A 19,621-nucleotide genomic window follows, 5' to 3' on the forward strand; every position below is an offset into this window, starting at 1 on the left:
TCTAGGCAGCATCGCAAAATTCACTCTAGGCGTATTTTGCGCTATGCTGTAGCACAAACTTTTTAACCGTTATTTCTATTTACGTTTATGACTACTCACATTGACCCTGAATATCAAGCCAGTGCGATTGAACCTACAGTCCAACAAGACTGGGAAAATCGCAAAGCCTTCAAAGTTGCCGACCAAGTAGAAGGACCACGTCGTTATATCCTCTCTATGTTCCCTTATCCAAGTGGCAAACTGCATATGGGTCATGTGCGTAACTATACAATTGGTGACGTGATCAGCCGTTTCCACCGCTTACAAGGTGAAACTGTGCTACAACCAATGGGTTGGGATGCTTTCGGTCTACCTGCTGAAAATGCTGCAATTGCCCATCAAGTCGCTCCTGCAAAATGGACTTTTGAAAACATTGATTACATGCGTAATCAGCTTAAAAAGTTAGGTCTTTCTGTAGATTGGGATCGTGAATTTGCAACTTGCACACCTGAATATTACCGTTGGGAACAATGGTTATTCGTTCAGCTTTATAAAAAAGGTTTAATTTACCGTAAGCTTTCAACAGTGAACTGGGACCCAGTAGACCAAACTGTTTTAGCAAACGAACAAGTTGAAAATGGTCGTGGCTGGCGTTCTGGTGCATTGGTCGAAAAACGTGATATTCCAATGTACTACTTCCGCATCACTGACTATGCGCAAGAATTACTTGACGATTTAGAAACATTAAAAGACGGCTGGCCACAGCAAGTTTTAACCATGCAACGTAACTGGATTGGTCGCTCACAGGGTATGGAAATCACCTTCCCTTCAGCGAATCCAGATATTTACGCAGATGGTTTAACTGTATTTACAACTCGTGCTGACACCTTAATGGGTGTGACTTATGTTGCAGTTGCAGCAGAGCACCCAATGGCACTTAAAGCTGCGGAAAACAATCCAGAGCTTGCTGCATTTATTGAAGAATGCCGTATGGGTTCTGTTGCTGAAGCAGACCTTGCGACTGCTGAAAAGAAAGGCATGGCAACAGGTTTGTCAGTTAAGCACCCAGTTACAGGTGAAGAAGTTCCTGTTTGGATCGCAAACTACGTTTTGATGTCTTACGGTTCAGGTGCGGTGATGGCGGTTCCATCACACGATGAACGTGACTTCGAATTTGCGAATAAATATGGCTTAACCATTAAGCAAGTGATTGATGCCAAAGGTGCAGACGATGCAGAGTTTGACGCAACAATTTGGCAAGAATGGTATGGCTCTAAAGACGGCAAACTGGTGAATTCAGGCGAATTTGACGGCTTAGACTTACAAGGGGCGTACGATGCATTCCTTGCAAAATTAGAACCGACTGGACTTGCCAACTCGAAAGTTCAATTCCGTTTACGTGACTGGGGTGTTTCTCGTCAGCGTTATTGGGGTTGTCCAATTCCAATGATCAACTGTGAAAAATGTGGTCAGGTTCCTGTACCTGAAGAACAGCTTCCAGTTGTATTGCCAACGGACGTGGTGCCGGATGGTTCAGGCAATCCACTCAACAAAATGCCTGAGTTCTATGAAACCACTTGCCCATGCTGTGGTGGCTATGCTCGTCGTGAAACAGATACTTTGGATACTTTCGTAGAATCGTCTTGGTACTATGCACGCTATGCATCTCCAGATTTCACTGACGGTATGGTGAAACCTGAAGCGGGTCAAACTTGGCTTCCTGTAAACCAATATATTGGTGGTGTTGAACACGCGATTCTACATTTACTTTATGCACGCTTCTTCCATAAATTGATGCGTGATGAAGGTGTGGTACAAGGCAATGAACCTTTCACCAACTTGCTTACTCAAGGTATGGTGCTTGCGGATACTTACTACCGCGAATCTGAGTCAGGTAAGAAAACATGGTTTAATCCTGCTGACATCGACTTAGAACGTGATGAAAAAGGCCGTATCATCTCTGCGAAATATCAAGGTGATGGTCAAGACGTCGTGGTTGGCGGTCAAGAAAAAATGTCGAAATCGAAAAATAACGGTATCGACCCGCAAGCGATTATTGATCAATACGGCGCAGATACTGCACGTGTATTTATGATGTTCGCTGCACCACCAGATCAATCACTAGAATGGTCTGACGCTGGTGTTGAAGGTGCAAACCGCTTCTTAAAACGTGTATGGCGCTTAGCAACAGGTTTCCTTGAACAAGGCAACTCTGCTGCCAACATCGACAAAGCGACACTTTCTACCGCTGCACAAGACTTACGTCGTAAAACACACGAAACCATTCAAAAAGTGGGTGATGACATTGCTCGTCGTCATGCCTTCAACACCGCCATTGCTGCGATGATGGAACTTTTGAATGCAAACAATAAGTTTGAAGCGAAAGATGACAATGACGTTGCCGTTGCACGTGAATCAATCATTACCCTTCTAACTTTACTTGCTCCGTTTGCACCACATTTAAGCCAAACCTTATTGGCTGAGTTTGGTATTGAATTAACATCAGCACGCTTCCCTGTTGTAGATGAATCTGCGCTGACTCGCAATACACAAACGATTGTGGTGCAAGTAAACGGTAAACTTCGTGGCAAATTAGAAGTATCTGTCGATGCCTCTAAAGATGACATTCTTGCACAAGCAAAAGCATTACCTGAAGTTCAACAATTCTTGACTGGTCCAACCAAGAAAGAAATTGTGGTGCCGAATAAATTAGTGAATTTGGTGGTTTAATTTAATCCCCCTAAATCCCCCTTTACAAAAGGGGGACTTCCCGCTCCCAATAAAAAATCGGGTCTCCTCCCTTTTTTAAAGGGAGGTCGGGAGGGATTAAAAAACAATTCCCAAACAAAGCCCGTTGCCAGTCAACGGGCTTTGACTTTACAATCCACACAGGATTTCAACATTATCCCTTCGGGAAACAGAGGACACTTTATGCACTTGGTTCAACGTGTTGCTGCAATTGTATTAACTATGGGCCTGAGCGCAGGCATGGTCGGTTGTGGTTTTCATTTAAAAGGCACCAACCCTGCTGCTGTACCTGTGGCCTATTCCAATATGCGATTGGCACTTCCTGAAGATACTGATGACTTACATGAAAAGTTAGCGATTTATTTAGGTTCTGCGGGTGTGCAACTGAGTAATAATCAAAATGCCTATGTCTTACATGTGTTGGATTACACTCCACGTCGTTTAGAACTCAATGGTAAATTGGTTGAAACTTTACTGCGCTTGAACGTGACATTCCAAATTGAAGATGCCCAAGGCAACCCTGTGACTGAACCACGTACATTGATGGCAACACGTAGCTACCAATACGACGTTGCAACCGTGAACACCGATGACCAAGAAGAAAAATATTTAAAACAAGTGATTATTGATGACATTGCACAACAGATCGTGCGCCAAATTTCATCAAACCGCTTACCAAAAGCGAACCCACTAACTGCACCAACCAAAGCTGAGTAATTTTGATTTATGAAACTTGACTATCTTCAGGCATTAAAACGTGTAGATGAAGCGCAAGGTGCCTGGGTGCTACATGGTCAAGAGCCATTACTTGAACAAAATCTCCTGGATGCATTTCGTAAGAGTTGGAGCGCTAGAGAAATCGAGCGTCAACGTTATGACATTAGCTCTGCTGCTGACTGGAAAAATGTCTTTAATGCGTTAAATAGTTTGTCATTATTTTCCAGTCAACTGGCGATTGAGGCACATGGCAGCATTAAACCCGATGCCAATGGACTAAAACTGTTAAAAAGCTATTTGCAGCAAAATGAAAATAACTTGCTGCTCGTGGTAATGCCAAAGCAAGACAGTGCGAGTTTAAAGACCAGTTTCTTCCAAACCATTGATGCCAATGGGGTCAATGTTGCACTGACTGCAAATTACCCTAAAGATCGTCAGCAAATCTTAGCCACCGAGGCGCAAAAGCTTGGCATTCAACTCGCCAATGATGCTTGGCAATGGTTAGAACAGCATCATGAGCACAATTTACTGGCTGCAAAAAATAGTTTAATGCGTGTCGCAGATACTTTTCCTGAAGCTGAAATGATTCAGATTGATCATCTGTACTCTTGCTTACAAGATCAGTCACGCTACACCACCTATGATTTAAATGATGCAATGCTGCAAGGCAATTTGGCGCAATCAATTAAAATTTTTCAATATTTGATTGCCTCTGGTGAGCCGATGTCACTTATTTTATGGAGTATCAGTAAGGAAATGCGCTTGCTGATGCAACTGTTTGAGCAACCACAAAATGCCTTGCAAATTGGCATTTGGAAGACCAAAGTCGGACTGTATCAACAAGCTTTACGTCGTTTAAATGCCAATGAGTTTCTGACTTGGCCTGCCCTATTACTTCGTTTAGACGCGTCAATAAAAGGTTTAGGTCATGAAAATCCTGAGCACTTGGTACAACAAGCTATTGCCAGCTTGTGTGGGCGCAGACTCTTCTAGTCTAATAAAAGGCTGTAATAACTTGCATTGCAGTATAAAAGAATAATTATCATTACTATTTGTTCAAAAAGTTCACAATTTATCCGTATTTAAATCTTATAATTCAATCATCTTTATAAACTTTTAACTGCCAATCATGCCAAAAATAAAACCAGCAAAATTGATCGTAGCCATCATCGTTGCTTTGGCAATCGCTGTCACTGCATGGCATTTCCTAAAACCTAAAGAAACTCAGCCGCAATATATTACTGCTGAAGTGAGTCGTGGTGACATTGAAAACTCTGTGCTTGCAACAGGTGTACTTGAAGCAACCAAAATGGTGAGTGTTGGTGCACAGGTTTCTGGTCAGGTGAAAAAGATGTATGTGCAGCTCGGCGATGAAGTTAAACAAGGTCAGCTTATTGCCCGTATTGACTCGGTACGTCAGGAAAATGATTTAAAAACTGCAGAAGCCAGCATCAAAAACCAACAAGCGCAATTGGCAGTTAAACAAGCAAATCTTGCAAAAGTCCAAGCTGAATATAATCGTCAACAAGCAATGTATGCTCAAGACGCGACTAGTCGTGCAGAACTTGAATCTGCGCTAGCAAGTTATAAAACTGCACAAGCTGATATTGCAGCCATTAATGCACAAATCGAACAATCACGTTTAACTTTAGCGACTGCAAAAGAAGACTTAGGCTATACACAAATTGTTGCACCTATGGATGGAACCATCGTGGCGATTGTGACTGAAGAAGGTCAAACCGTAAATGCCAACCAAAGTGCGCCAACCATTGTGAAATTGGCAAAACTCGACACCATGACCATTAAAGCTGAAATTTCTGAAGCCGATGTGATGAAAGTCCAAGAAGGTCAAAACGTTTATTTTACAACCTTGGGCGACAGTGAAACAAAACACTATGCTACCCTGCGCCAAGTTGAACCTGCGCCGAACTCAATTAACACCGAAAGTAACAATAACACCTCTTCGTCTTCAAGTACTGCGGTTTACTACAATGCATTATTTGATGTCCCAAATGAAGACGGTAAATTGCGTATCGATATGACTGCTCAGGTGTATATCATTTTAGATGAAGCCAAGAATGTCTTGACTGTACCTGCCGCAGCCGTTCAAACCTCGAACCGTCCACAACGTAGCCGTAATAATGCATCTGCAAATGGTGAATCTGTTGATAAAAATACCAACGCAGAAGCTAAATCGAATAAAGATAATCCAAACCGTCCTAAACGTTTAGAACTAACCGAAGCTGAAAAAACATTGGTCAAACAAGGTAAAGCGAGCGTTGCTATGGTACGTGTATTGCAAGCGGATGGTTCAGCTCAACCACAACAGGTATTACTCGGTTTAAATAACCGTGTGACCGCACAAGTGATCCGTGGCTTAAAACAAGGTGACAAAGTCGTGATTGCCGACGGTTCTGATACTTCAAATGATTCAGCGAAACGCAGCAACCGCGGTGGTGCTGGCGGCCCAATGAGAATGTAATCATGAGTCAACATCAAACACCTCTACTCGAGGTCAAGAATCTGACTCGTGAATTCCCTGCCGGTGAAAGCACAGTCCAGATTCTAAAAGGGGTCAATCTTGAGATTTACCCAGGTGAACTGGTAGCAATTGTAGGTCAGTCCGGTTCTGGTAAATCTACCCTCATGAACATTTTGGGGTGTTTAGATAAACCCACAAATGGCAGCTACAAAGTCAAGGGGCGTGAAACCCGTGAACTTGAACCAGATGAACTGGCACAGTTACGCCGTGAATATTTTGGCTTTATTTTCCAGCGCTATCACTTACTCGGTGATTTGAATGCTGCTGGTAACGTCGAAGTTCCTGCAATCTATGCCGGTGCAGATGCAACCGAACGCAATGCACGTGCCAAGCAACTACTAACCGATCTTGGACTGGGTGAAAAAACCCAAAACCGTCCGAGCCAACTCTCGGGTGGTCAGCAACAACGTGTGTCTATTGCGCGTGCCCTCATGAATGGTGGCGATGTTATTCTTGCCGATGAACCGACCGGTGCATTAGATAAGAATAGTGGTATTGAAGTAATGCGGATTTTGCGCGAACTCAATGCCAAAGGTCATACCATTATTTTGGTCACGCACGACCATAATGTTGCAAAAAATGCGACTCGAATTATTGAAATTTCTGACGGTAATATCATTTCAGATCAGCCCAATGTGCCTGAAACAGATGATGAACCTTTAGAAAAGCAACAACTCGTTCCAAACTCTCAGAAAAAAACCTCGAGTTGGCGCTCTGCCGTTGACCGTCTAGGTGAAGCATTCCGTATGGCGATCCTTGCCATGAATGCACACCGGATGCGGACCTTTCTCACCATGCTCGGGATCATTATCGGTATTGCCTCGGTGGTATCCGTGGTGGCCTTGGGTAATGGTTCGCAAAAGCAGATTTTAGAAAATATCAGCAGCTTGGGAACCAATACCATTACGGTTTATCAAGGTCGAGGCTTTGGTGATAATTCCAGATCATCTCAAGCCAAAACGTTGATTCCTGCCGATGCAACGGCCCTTGCTGAACAGCCTTATGTTGATGGCGTTAGTCCTTCAGTCAATTCATCTGTCACAGCACGTTTTAAAGACACAGAAGCGTCGACCACAGTAAATGGCGTGAGTGAAGATTTCTTCTATGTCAAAGGAATGAACTTCGCTTCGGGTCAGCCTTTTGATAAAGAAAGCGTGACTGAGCAAGCGCAAGATGTGGTGATTGATAGTAATACTAAAAATACTTTCTTTGCAGATGGCACCAACCCTGTGGGTCAAGTCATTTTATTAGGTAGTGTGCCGAGCCGTATCATTGGCGTGATCGAAGAACAAAAAAGCATGATGGGCAACTCAGATAGCCTGAATGTGTATTTGCCCTATTCAACGGTCATGAGTCGTATGCTGGGGCAGTCTAATGTGCGCAGCATCATTGTCCGAGTGAAAGATGAATACCCAAGTGCTGCTGCTGAAAATGCCATATTGAACTTATTGGTGCAACGTCATGGCGCGCAAGATGTCTTTACACAAAACTCCGATAGTATCCGTGAAACCATTCAACAAACCACTGCAACAATGACCTTATTGGTATCAGCGATTGCGGTGATTTCATTGATCGTCGGTGGTATTGGGGTCATGAACATTATGTTGGTTTCTGTGACTGAGCGTACCCAAGAAATTGGTGTACGTATGGCCGTGGGTGCCCGTCAAAGTGACATTTTACAGCAGTTCCTGATTGAGGCGGTGTTGGTGTGTATCTTAGGCGGTGTGCTTGGGGTTATATTATCTTTAGGTATTGGACAATTGATTAGTCATTTTGCCGGTGGAACATTCCAAATGGCCTATTCAACGACGTCTATCGTTGCTGCATTTGTCTGCTCAAGTATGATTGGTATTGTGTTTGGCTTTATACCTGCACGTAATGCCGCACAGCTTAACCCTGTCGATGCGCTTTCTCGCGAATAAGGAAATAATGATGCAAATGACCTTAACTAAACTTGCAAGTGCCTTCATTCTCGGAACTAGCTTAGTCGGCTGTGCCGCTGTGGTTAAGACGCCGTATGAAGCTCCTGCAACACAAATCCCGACGCAATTTCAAAATGCAAAAGCCATGACTCAGCAAGTTCATGCAGATACTTATGCTGACCAATGGTGGACATTGTTTAATGATGCTCAATTAAACCAGTTGGTGAATCAAGTTTTAGCTGCGAATACAGACCTAGCTGTAGCAGGTATTAATTTACAGCAAGCTCGACTACAAGCAGGTTTGGCTGAAAATAAACAAGGGCCACGCGTGAGTTCAAGTGTTTCAACTGGACATAACTTTGACCTTAACTCAGGTGATGACTCATCAAAAGGTGTATCACTCAGTGGTGGCGTTAGTTATGAAGTAGATTTATTTGGTCGTTTGGCTAGCCAGACTGAGGCCGCAAAATGGGAAGCTTTAGCGACTGAACAAGACCTGCAAGCCACGGCCCAAAGCTTGATTGCAACAACAGCTAATCTATATTGGCAGCTCGGTTATTTAAATGAGCGCTACAGTATTGCGCAGCAAAACTTAGCCAGTACACAAAAAACCTATGACTTAGTCAAGGTACAATATAAAGCCGGCGCTGTGTCAGGTTTAGATCTAACCCAAGCGGAACAGTCGGTCCAAAGTCAAAAAGCGACCTTAAGCCAAATTGCCCAACAAAAAGTGGAAACACGTACTGCATTGGCTGTGTTATTGCATGAACCTGTGCAACAACTGAATATTTCAGAGCCGCAGCGTTTACCTCGAATTGCATTACCGACGATTGCAGCGGGTTTACCTGCCGAGTTGTTGTCTCGCCGTCCAGATTTACAAGCGAGCGAATTAAGATTACGTAAAGCTTTGGCAAATAAAGATGCAACGAAAGCGAGTTACTACCCTTCGATTAGTTTGACTGGCAGTTTAGGATCGAGCAGTACCTCTTTGAGTAACTTATTACAAAACCCTGCTTTGGCTTTGGGTGCGAGTTTGAGTTTACCTTTCTTGCAATATAACGATATGAAGAAAGACCTCGCGATTAGTGATTTGGATTATGAAAAATCTATTATTCAATATCGTCAGACCTTGTATCAGGCTTTTGCCGATGTGGAAAATGCGCTATCCAATCGTACTGAGTTAAGTCAACAAGTTGCTTTGCAAGAGCGTAATGTACAACTTGCAGAAAAGACTGAGCGTTTGACTGAAGTTCGTTATCGTAATGGTGCAATTGCGTTGAAAAACTTGCTAGATGCACAGGAGACCACACGTAATGCGCGACTGTCTTTGGTTCAAACCAAGCAGAGTCAATATAATGCTTATGTGACTTTAATGCAGGCGTTGGGTGGCAGTCCGATTCAGCAGTTGCCTTGATATATATTAAAAAGCCCTGAGGGGCTTTTTATTTCATTTCCCCAAAGCTTAATCAGGCTTTGAACAAAACCTGTAACCATGCTTAAAGAGAGTCGAAATAGGGATTTAATCATTAGGCAACATTGAATAGCGGTGTTAGAGTAAGTTTTATTTCGACCTTGTTTACCTTGTGATTGTGCATACCAATGGGTCTTTGGATCGAACCAAATAGCAATATTCCCACGATTAATGAGAGCTCTGTTATATGCGGGCCAATTGGTTGTGCGGTAGATTTTGTGTGTAGGCTTATTCATTTGAAAATTATATTGTGGAATAAGCCCTTAACGATAGGTTTGTGCAACAAAGCCATTCAAGATATCAGAATCTTAGAGTGTAAGATTTCAATATTTTGCAACTTGCCTTCAATTTTTTTCATTTTTCTTGTCAAAATAGTCTTCAGGAAAAGGGTCTTTTCCTATCAAAACATCTCTATATTTCATCACACTCGGGTAAAAGCCATCACTATCTATAAGCCTAAATTTATATAAGTCTTGTTCTTTTACATCTGAAAAATTGAGCATTTCAAATACATTTTCTGAAACTTGTGCTAATTCTCTCAAGTTATTTTTACCCAATAAAAAGCAAAACATTAGGAAAAATGAAAATAGAATACCAACAGGATAAAAAATCATTAGATTCAACTTAATTTCATCTATTGTAAAATCTCCGCTAAAATATTGCATAACAGCTATTGCACTAGCAAGAATAATCATTACTAATGAGAAAATAATTGCATATTTTATTGATGTTAAATAAGTTTTCTTTTTAGAGCGCCCCATTTCATATGGCATGTGTAAAAGCCCCTTTTTAGGATCTAAAGCTGCATATACAAAATGGTATCCTTCCTCTTGCTCTTCACTTATGACCATAATTAAAGGTGTATTATTTTTAAACTTTACACCAGTGAACTGACCAACAACGCGAATTCCGTTAATCTCACCTCTAAAAGTCTCTCCGTCTCTACCTTTTGCAGCTAATGCCATAATGGGCGCATTACTCATTAAGGAAGTACTTCCAGCCAATGTACCAATTAACGCAGTATTCGCAGCATGTTTACCTAAATTACCAATGGACAAAATTTTAGAGTCTTCTACTTCAAGATTATTAATACGACCTTCAATTTTTATCATTTTCATTGTCAAAATAATCCTTTGGATAGAAATCTTTACCAATCAAACTTTTTCTATAATCTAAAACACTGACATGCAAACCTTCTTCATCGATCAGATATGAGTTAAAAAGATTTTGATTTTTAGGTTGTTCAAACTCTAATATTTCAAAAATTTTCTCACTATATCGACCTAAAAAACGTACATTATCTTTACCAATTAAAAAGCTAAATAGTAGACCAAACGAAAATATAAATGACACTAAATAAGAGATTATTAATTGATTTTTAAAGTCTATGATATCTTTTCCATTATCAGCATTTGAATAACCTACCAAAGCAATGATAGTAAAAAAAATGCATGAAAATATGCTTAGTACTATTGCCCATTTAAGTAAATGTAAACAATGCTTTTTAAATGAACGCCCAGAATCATACAACATATGAAGTATTCCCTTATTTGGTATTAACACTGCATAAGCTAAATAAAACCCTTTATCTTGCTCCTCACTAATAATGGTAACAACTTGATCCCCTTCATTAAATTTTACTGTAGTAAATTGCCCAATAACATCAATCCCATCTATTTTAAAAGTAAAAGTTTTTGCTCTCCTACCTTTTGAAGCGAGAATTAATATTGGGGCTGCACTTAAGAGTGAAGTACTTTCTGTCAATACTCCTAGCAGAACTGTAGTTGCGACTTGTTTACCAATATTTTTAAAAGGCTGTATAACAGAGTCTTCACATTTAAGACTTTCTATTCTACCCACAATTTTTTTTGCATTAATCATTTATATACTCTGTAAGGCCTCACTAAATGCCTTATCCTCCTCCAATATATTCTTAAATTTACTTTTATCTAAACCAAAAGCTGATTTACTACACCAATTCTCAAGTTTGCTATCAAAATACAAGTTCTTAGCTAAATCGTATAAAATGATATTAGTTTGCTCTAAAATGTTTTTACTAGCATTAATTTTTAAAGCCTTACCCCGTGTAACCTATTTGATTTCCTATATATGTTCACTCAACTCATTAGTCAATGTTTGCGGCATACCCACTTGATCACAGTGGTAAAAGGCAACTCGTTCCAACACGGCTTTGTTCTTTCTAGTTTCCGTTTTCCAAATCAGATCTTTATACACCGAATAATCCTCATGCTTAAATTGGACATAGTCAGGAGTTTCTAAAAGCTTGATAAAACCTGTATAGCCCGTTTGCAGTAGTGGCACAAAGCTCTTTGGTTCATAGACATAATGCTTAGTGTAGTTTTCATTATTTTCAGGGTTTTTGCTATTTGATTGTTGTGACTCCCAAATCATCAAGTCCCCGTCCTAGCCGAATAAAGTCAGGGTTTAGTGATTTTATTGGCGTTATATGAGTACCACCCAATTAAATCTTAATATTTTACCTTGCTCCCAATTTTTTCTTATTTTAACGCCTATTACATTCATAAGTCGTAGAATTTTTTGGATGTGAAAACAAAATATTCCATCCATCCTCTAACTGCATACCAGTAGAACCTGTATGTAGCTTTTCATTACCATAAATACTCATAGGAGTAATTATTTCTAATTCATCGACTCCATTACAATATATATAACTTGAATTTATTTTCTTATAAAACTCCCATGAATTGTTTTTTAACAACTGATTCTTATCCTTATTAAAATTTTCAATTTTAAAATCATTACTATAAATAATATATGAAACTTTATCCGAACTGTAAGATGAGAAGCTCATTTTATTAAGTAAAACGCTCCCAAACAATAATTCTGCCTGTTGAGTAAAATAAATATTTTTTGGACTTTTAGATAAATCATGTTTTTTATCATGCTGTGATGTACAGCCAATTAAGACCAACAAAATAAAGAAATATACAATATTAATTTTTTTAATCATAAGACTCTCGCGACATCTTCGAAGTAATACCAATATCTGCGTTTACACCTACTGTGCCTATAACTAATTCAACTGATTTAGCTCCATATGCAGGACTATTTTTAGTCAACATCGGTACTACGTAATTTAATCCAACGCCAACACCTGGACCAACTATTGCCCCAAATGATGCCGAAGCGCCATTTACGACTTCATGTGTAAGATCTTTCATACCAAATCTATCTATTACAGCTTTATCTAAATTATGAATAATCCCAGCCGAACAACTAGCACCCACTAAATCTTTAGGTGATTTAGGCACTGTTTGTGTAATTAATGCTCCTTTGGATCCAGCTAAATACCATCCTTCTGACTCATCTGCCCATAGATTTTTAACTAAAGTTACGTTATGGCCAAGAAGACCGCCACCACAGGCTAGATAATCATAAATTTTACATTGGCACCCTTTTCTACGTGGATCCTCTCCAAAAGTAGAATTCTGCTTTTTATATGGTTCCGTCCTTCTACTAGGATACATTTGGGCATTACTTTTTGCTTGCTCATTTATACGTTCCACAAAACTAGGTTTGGATGAAACTTGATAGACATATGGTTGAGTGTTCTTTTGAGTATATATTTGCGCAAGTTGCTTAGTTCCACGATCCAAAGTTTCAAATGCTACTATATTTTGTTGTATAGCATTACGATAATCTTGACTAGCTTGATTACTATAATCTGATGATTTATAAGATGATGAATTATTTTTAGATATAGCTTGTGTACTTGAACGTTGGTTAAGTTTGGCAATGTATTCCTGAGCTTCAGAATTTAAGCCCTTACTTCCAGGCACATACCTATCGGAATATGTCCCATCGGGATGAATAAATACTTTCGCCAACCCCATCGGATCTACCCACTGATTCGGATCACTTACATAAGCTAAGTTATTAAGTCCTCCTTCTAGCCCAATTGGATCTTTACTTACATATCTCGCACTAAACGGCTCATAATATCTATAACGGTTATAGTGCAAACCTGTTTCACTATCGTAATATTGCCCTTGAAAACGAATGTTGGTTTGCTCTAATAAATTTTCAGTGGTCTTAATCTCTAAAGTTGTACCCCATGTATCTTGCTTAATACCCCAAATACATTCACCTCGCTCATTACTAAGCGTTTGTGGTGTACCAACTTGGTCACAGTGATAAAAAAGCACCCGTTCCAATTCAGCTTTATTTTTTCGTGTTTCCGTTTTCCATAGCGGATCTTTATAAACCGAATAATCTTCATGCTGAAATTGAGCATAGTCAGGGGTTTCTAAAAGCTTGATAAACCCTGTATAGCCTGTTTGTAGTAATGGCACAAAACTCTTCGGTTCATAGACATAATGCTTGGTGTAGTTTTCTTCCGCTTTATTAGATTGCTGAGACTCCCAAATCATCAGGTCACCGTCCCAGCCGAATAAGGTCAGGGTTTGCGCATTTTGATTTTTCTTATATAAGCGCCGTCCAAATACATCATAACCATATTCAGTCACCTGACCATTATGGTCACTTTGGATCAAACGGTTCAGGTTATCCCACGTCAGTTTTAATTTTTTTCAATTACTTTTCTTTACACAAGAAGCAACTATCTACCATCTTAATATTTATTTACAAGTTCCGAAGCCTATTCACACAAAATTTAATAAACCTCAGATTTTTTAAATTAATTTATATAAAAAATATTTATTCTAGTTTTATTTTTTCAACATCATTTTTACAATAATCTACCCCACCCTCACCAAAAGACAAGCCAATAAGCCAATTATCGATATTCGTATATTTAACTTCTAAACCTTTTGAGTTAAAGTGTTTCTTATGGATTGGATACAATACCCCCATATACATCTTCTCACCTAAACAATACTCATAATAATTATCTTGATTTGAAATCTCTCTCCAGCCTGCTTTTTTTAATTTATGTCTAATATTATTAAACTCACTCATTGAAAGATTTTTTTTATCAATATAAGTAATTGAGTATTTACTTTCAGGCTTATTAACCCATACTTTTTCTAATGGAACGTAATTTCCAAAAAACCTACCAATTATGAATGAAAAATCTTTACTTTCATTTGATGTTTTTGTATTCACACAAGAAGCAATTAATATAAAAAAAATTATAAACCATGTCCTTTTTATCCGAAATTTTAACATTAATTAATTCCTTTTATTAAAAATATTAATTTCATAATTCGTTTCTACAGTAACGGTGCGAGATATATCAGCTCTTGTTGTACCAATACCACCTTCAATACCAATTTGAGCTTCCGAATCAAATAAATCCTGACCATCTGGTATAGTTACTCCCCCTGTAATCCCCCTAAAGCCTGCTGTCATAGTGACCCCCCTGCCAGGTAACCACCTATCCACAAAATCTCCCGTTGGAAGATCAGAAGGCTTATTTGTTATATATCCAAAACTACATCCGCCTCCTTTTGTACTAACTGTTTTCAACAATTGTTTCCCAAATTCCCTTGGTGCCATTTTCCCATAATCAAACGATTTTATAATTTCATTTGGAATAGTTGTTCCACTGTATGAACCTGTCGCAAAAACATTACCATTATGTAAATTAACAACTGCACCGGCAGCTAGAGGGCCTGTACCACCTGTACAAATAGCATAATCCAATGCTCCACATGTTAGTGCCGCTCTTTTCACTAATGCTGAATTTAGTGAGGAGGATGTATCAGCCTTTGATAATCTTTCACCACCTCTAAGTATACTGGCCATAATTGGGCTTGGTCTATCTTGAAGAACCAATGGCCTCTCTTCCCCATAACCTTTTGATAACTGCCTATTTATTTCATTCATGCTTTGTGCAGAAGCATTCCAAGAGTCTACAGTTTTCTTATTTTTTTCTTGAAGATCTATTGTTCTTTGCCTATTTTCAGACAAAATTTGTGACTCCCTTTGCATTTGCACATCTCGAGCCTTTGTTATCGAATCAGCAGCATATTTATGTTTTGAATCCTTAGTTCTTGAAAAACTCCCATTTCCATCTGTCCAAGCATAATCAGCCATTAAACCCATTGGATCCACCCACTGATTCGGGTCTTTTACATAGATCTTGCTATTCAATCCACCAAACAAGCCGATTGGATCTTTACTTACATACCTTCCATTAAACGGCTCGTAGTATCTGTACCGGTTATAATGTAATCCTGTTTCTTCATCATAGTACTGTCCTTGAAAACGAATATTGGTTTGCTCTAATAAATTTTCACTGGTGTTAATCTCTAAAGTTGTACCCCATGTATCCTGTTTAATTTCCCAAATACACTCACCTAACTCATTACTTAAAGTCTGCGGTGTACCCACTTGATCACAGTGGTAAAAGGCAATTTTTTCTAATTCAGCTTTATTCTTTCTAGTTTCGGTTTTCCAGATTAGATCTTTATAAACCGAATAATCTTCATGCTGAAATTGAGCATAGTCAGGCGTTTCTACAAGCTTGATAAACCCTGTATAGCCAGTTTGCAGCAGCGGTACAAAACTCTTCGGTTCATAGACATAATGCTTGGTGTAGTTTTCTTCCGCTTTATTAGATTGCTGTGACTCCCAAATCATCAAGTCACCGTCCCAACCGAATAATGTGAGAGTTTGCGCATTTTGGTTTTTCTTAAACAAGCGTCGTCCAAATACATCGTAACCATATTCAGTCACCTGCCCCTGATGATCACTGCGAATCAATCTATTCAGGTTATCCCACGTCAGTTTTAATGTTTTACCTGCATGGTTAGTTTCAATCACATTACCTTGTGCATCGTATTTATAATTTTTGCCTTTATATTGCGATATCAAATTACTTTTCACTTGAGATGCTTGCGTGGCAATCGGGTCAATTAAATTCCCCGCAGGGTCAAAAGTAAAGCTTTCCGTTTTATGCACACTTTGACTCTGTATCAAACGGCCAACCGCATCATATTGATAATTCAGCTTGCCTAAACGGCTGTCGTCCACCTGCATGAGTAGATAATTTTGATCATAATGATACTGCCGTTCTGCTTGATGCTGTACTCGCCCTAAAGTCTCTTGCTCTGGCTGAATCAGCTGCGAACTGAGTAAACCTACATCATTATAATTTTTGCTTTGAACTAATCCATTAGCAAGCATCCGCGCTGTTTCACGGTGCAAGTCATCGCGCTGAAATGCCACCATGTCTTTTTTATTTAACGCAATGCCATAAATATGCCCTGAACCATAACTCAAATTGCTTTGAACCTGTCCATCAGGGCGAATCGTTTGAGTTAAATTTCCCAGCACATCATATTCATAACGCAGCACAGCCGTCAGCGGAGTTAAATGCGGCACTTTATAATGCTGATGCTCACGAACCAATTGGCCAAGCGCGTTGCGATAAAAATCGATTTGACTGTCTTTATTCCTCGCCTTACTCAACTGATGATTCAGGTTGTATTCAAATTCTTCTGTTTGACTTACACGAGTTTGTACATGAGTATAAGTTTTTGAAGCGATTGCGCCATCAGCAAAATATGCAAATTGAGTAAACACATTCGGCTGACGGATTTGGAACAGCTGACCGTTTTCATTGTAGCTATAATATTTTTCTTCGCCGTCGAAGGCCTGTTCACGTGCCAATTGACCATAACGGTTATATTCAAATAAATATTCTGCATGGTTTTGATTGATCAGCTTTTGAATACGGCCTTGCTGATCCCATTGGTAGCCAATTTGATGACGGTTCGCATCTATACGCTGTTCGAGCAAACCCGCAGCGTTATAACGGTACTGCGTGCTTAAACCTTTGGTATCCGTATGCTTGAGCAAGCGCCCTTCTTCATCATGCTCAAATTGTTCTTTTAAACCATCAGGGTAGACAATTGCTTTAAGCTGGCCTTTGTCTTTGCCATCTGTGCTGTAGATATATTTGACTTGCTGTGCATCAGCAGACTGCTGGGCCGTCAGTGCGCCTTCTTCATCGTATTCCCATGCGCTCTCTTTACCTGAACAATCGCTATATGCGGTCATTTGCCCCAAATCATTGTATTGAATTTTTTTAGCGCCGCCTTTGGCATCAATGATTTCTACAACTTGATTATCGTTGTTGTATTTATATTGCGTGCTATAACCTAAAGGATTAATTTCCTTCGTTACATTACCGTCTGCATCGTATTCTTTTTTCCAAATATGACCTTCTGGATCTTTAGTTTCCGTCAAATTTCCTGCTTCATCATAGGCAAAACGGATGATGCCTCCATTCGGCTGTACAATTTTAATCAGCTGATCTTGCTCGTTATAAACTTGTTCGGTTTCTAGGCCTGCAAAATCAATTTGACGGGTAATACGTTTTTGACTGTCACGCGATAGCCATTTTTCACGGCCATCGGCTAAGCGTGTGCGATAGGTAAAACCATCTAAGTCAAAATAGTAATAGGTCGGCACATCATAAGCATCATATACAGCAACTTGGCGCAGTCTCGGGTGCCACTCCAAACGTGTTTTAAAACTACCATCATCTGCCCATTCTGCGATGGCTTTGGCATTCGCCTCTTTTGATTCATAACGGATATTTTGCCCACGACCAGTACGGTCGGTATAGCGAGTCAGTTGATGCGCATCATTATATTCATAGCTGCGTACATGGCCATTTTGATCCACTGCCTGAATTAAATTACCTTGCGTATCATATTTATAGCGTGAAACTGGCTCTGCTTGCTCATCCACAAAGGCAGCAATGATTTTCACTTGTTCATTAAAGGCAAACTTGAGCTGGTGTTTTCCTCGCTTCAGTTGAAAATCAATACTTTGCAGATAAGCCTGCTGTTCAAATAGTAAATAACTTAAAGCAACTTTTTCATCTGTTTCTTCATTGAATTGCTGAATCAACTGATAGTGCTTTCCACCATTGAAACTATGAAAATGAAAACTCCAAGCTGAACCAAAATTTAGGACTAAGTCTTCATTTTCTAAAGGTTCTACCGTAAAGCCCTCATAAGGTACCGTATAAGCTTCATACAGGATTGACTCAGGCAACTGATGCTTGCGCCCATTACTGTCTATAAATAAGTAGCCATTTTTATTTTGGCTAATGACATTCGAAAAAGGCATCATCCAACGCGCGCCCATCATGCTGCCATCAAACTCATGCATTTGCGAATTATATTGACGGCTGAAGCTAAAGCCCACTTTGGGTAAGTAGAAATCAGTATGATTGACTCGTTCTGCGCCAATGGAATAGCTGATACTGTGCTTAGATTGTGAGTCAGCTCCTTGGCAAGGCGGATTATTCAGTGCATCGGCCTGTAAAGTTAAAAACTCTAAAGTATCACCTGTTGTATGCTGCTCATGCTCACCAGTTTGATTTAAAGGAACGCTGGCACTGGCTTTATTGCCTTGTTTTTTGATGGCTTTTAAGGTTTCTTGTATCAACCAAGCAATACTATATTTTGTACCTGTATTTGCTTGTTGCTGAATTAGATTCGGTAAAAGCGATTGTGCTTGTTGTGCTTCCAACTGTAAAGATGTGACCCCTGTTGGCTTTTTAAGTTTCGGTATCAAACTAGCAAGCGCACTGGTTTGTGTCAGATCAATCAGCGGTTTCGTCCAGTTACTAAATTGTTCCGTTGGATCTCGTTTTTCGGCAGTTGCGCCAAAATTAATGGTTGGTGATACCAGTCCTGATTTCGTTTCAGTTGCAAAGGCTGAGAGTATGGATATACCCAATGTGCTTGCACCTGAAAGCAAGGTAGGTAATTTAGCTTGTGTTTCAGTCAGGAATTTTTCTATATCCCCTGCCATTTGCGCATTTAAATGCAAAGACATGCGACGGATATCGGCTTCTTTGACTTTACCATTTTGCGGATATAAACATTCAGCCATGAGTCCCAATAAAGGACGTAAAGCCATTCGTACATGAGCTTCGGCTTTGGGTTCTAAGTATAAACCAATCAAGTTCATACAAAGTAAAGCGCCTTGCTGTACTCCTGACTCACCTTGTTTTTGCTCAGTACAAAACAATAGTAAATCTAAGACTGAACCTGAAAGTGCAAAAATATTGGCAACCGTTGGTACATTAGCAAGACTTTTCAACTGCCCTAAGTTGGTATTACCACATTGCTTTAAATAGTTTTCAATTTGATGTGCAATAAACTTATGATCTTCTGTATGCGTCACACTCTCTAAGTTAAAAATCGCCAGTTCAACTGCTGGCTTAGTTGTTGTCTGTTGTTCTTGTTGAACATTTTGCTCAGTTGTCATGTAAAA

Annotated in this window: 11 protein-coding genes and 3 pseudogenes; 6 read left to right on the plus strand and 8 right to left on the minus strand. The window is 39.7% G+C overall.

Going from position 1 to position 19,621, the window contains the following annotated elements; all coding sequences use genetic code 11:
* Positions 1-87: 87 nt before the first annotated feature.
* The 6 genes from leuS (at position 88) to FTU12_RS00410 (ending at position 9,322) form a co-directional block, all read left to right on the plus strand.
* Positions 88-2,709, plus strand: a complete 2,622-nt coding sequence (gene leuS / locus FTU12_RS00385) for a leucine--tRNA ligase (protein ID WP_180113513.1) — start codon at positions 88-90, stop codon at positions 2,707-2,709.
* 201 nt (positions 2,710-2,910) lie between these two features.
* A complete protein-coding gene (gene lptE / locus FTU12_RS00390) occupies positions 2,911-3,444 on the plus strand; it encodes an LPS assembly lipoprotein LptE (RefSeq protein WP_078192675.1) in 534 nt (177 codons plus the stop codon).
* Between the two features lie 9 nt (positions 3,445-3,453).
* Positions 3,454-4,437, plus strand: coding sequence for a DNA polymerase III subunit delta (gene holA, locus FTU12_RS00395; RefSeq protein WP_168378446.1), 984 nt, complete (start codon positions 3,454-3,456; stop codon positions 4,435-4,437).
* A 136-nt stretch (positions 4,438-4,573) separates the two neighbouring features.
* Complete coding sequence (locus FTU12_RS00400; protein ID WP_168378445.1) at positions 4,574-5,926, plus strand: MacA family efflux pump subunit; 1,353 nt, start codon at positions 4,574-4,576, stop codon at positions 5,924-5,926.
* Positions 5,927-5,928: 2 nt separating this feature from the next.
* On the plus strand, positions 5,929-7,908 hold the full coding sequence (locus tag FTU12_RS00405; RefSeq protein ID WP_168378444.1) for a MacB family efflux pump subunit: 1,980 nt from the start codon (positions 5,929-5,931) through the stop codon (positions 7,906-7,908).
* A 10-nt stretch (positions 7,909-7,918) separates the two neighbouring features.
* A complete protein-coding gene (locus tag FTU12_RS00410) occupies positions 7,919-9,322 on the plus strand; it encodes an efflux transporter outer membrane subunit (protein WP_168378490.1) in 1,404 nt (467 codons plus the stop codon).
* Between the two features lie 38 nt (positions 9,323-9,360).
* Here FTU12_RS00410 and FTU12_RS00415 read toward each other — a convergent pair.
* The 8 genes and pseudogenes from FTU12_RS00415 to FTU12_RS00450 all read right to left on the minus strand — a co-directional run.
* Positions 9,361-9,615, minus strand: a pseudogene (locus tag FTU12_RS00415) (transposase); the annotation flags it as partial.
* Between the two features lie 108 nt (positions 9,616-9,723).
* Positions 9,724-10,497: a putative type VI secretion system effector gene (locus tag FTU12_RS00420; RefSeq protein ID WP_257227270.1), complete on the minus strand. Its 774-nt coding sequence runs from the start codon at positions 10,495-10,497 to the stop codon at positions 9,724-9,726.
* Positions 10,478-11,260: a putative type VI secretion system effector gene (locus FTU12_RS00425; protein ID WP_180113514.1), complete on the minus strand. Its 783-nt coding sequence runs from the start codon at positions 11,258-11,260 to the stop codon at positions 10,478-10,480. The genes FTU12_RS00420 and FTU12_RS00425 overlap by 20 nt, the downstream gene beginning before the upstream one ends.
* A gap of 231 nt (positions 11,261-11,491) precedes the next feature.
* A pseudogene (locus FTU12_RS00430) lies at positions 11,492-11,803 on the minus strand (hypothetical protein); the annotation flags it as partial.
* Between the two features lie 100 nt (positions 11,804-11,903).
* Positions 11,904-12,371, minus strand: coding sequence for a hypothetical protein (locus tag FTU12_RS00435; RefSeq protein ID WP_180113516.1), 468 nt, complete (start codon positions 12,369-12,371; stop codon positions 11,904-11,906).
* Between the two features lie 874 nt (positions 12,372-13,245).
* Positions 13,246-13,950: pseudogene (locus FTU12_RS00440) on the minus strand (RHS repeat-associated core domain-containing protein); the annotation flags it as partial.
* Positions 13,951-14,077: 127 nt separating this feature from the next.
* Positions 14,078-14,548 carry a hypothetical protein gene (locus tag FTU12_RS00445; RefSeq protein ID WP_180113517.1) on the minus strand — a complete coding sequence of 157 codons (471 nt, stop codon included), beginning with the start codon at positions 14,546-14,548 and terminating at the stop codon, positions 14,078-14,080.
* Positions 14,549-14,551: 3 nt separating this feature from the next.
* A complete protein-coding gene (locus FTU12_RS00450; protein ID WP_180113518.1) occupies positions 14,552-19,615 on the minus strand; it encodes an RHS repeat-associated core domain-containing protein in 5,064 nt (1,687 codons plus the stop codon).
* Positions 19,616-19,621: the final 6 nt, after the last annotated feature.

Origin of the sequence: Acinetobacter sp. YH12063, assembly GCF_013419715.1 — a bacterium.
Lineage (GTDB): Bacteria > Pseudomonadota > Gammaproteobacteria > Pseudomonadales > Moraxellaceae > Acinetobacter > Acinetobacter amyesii.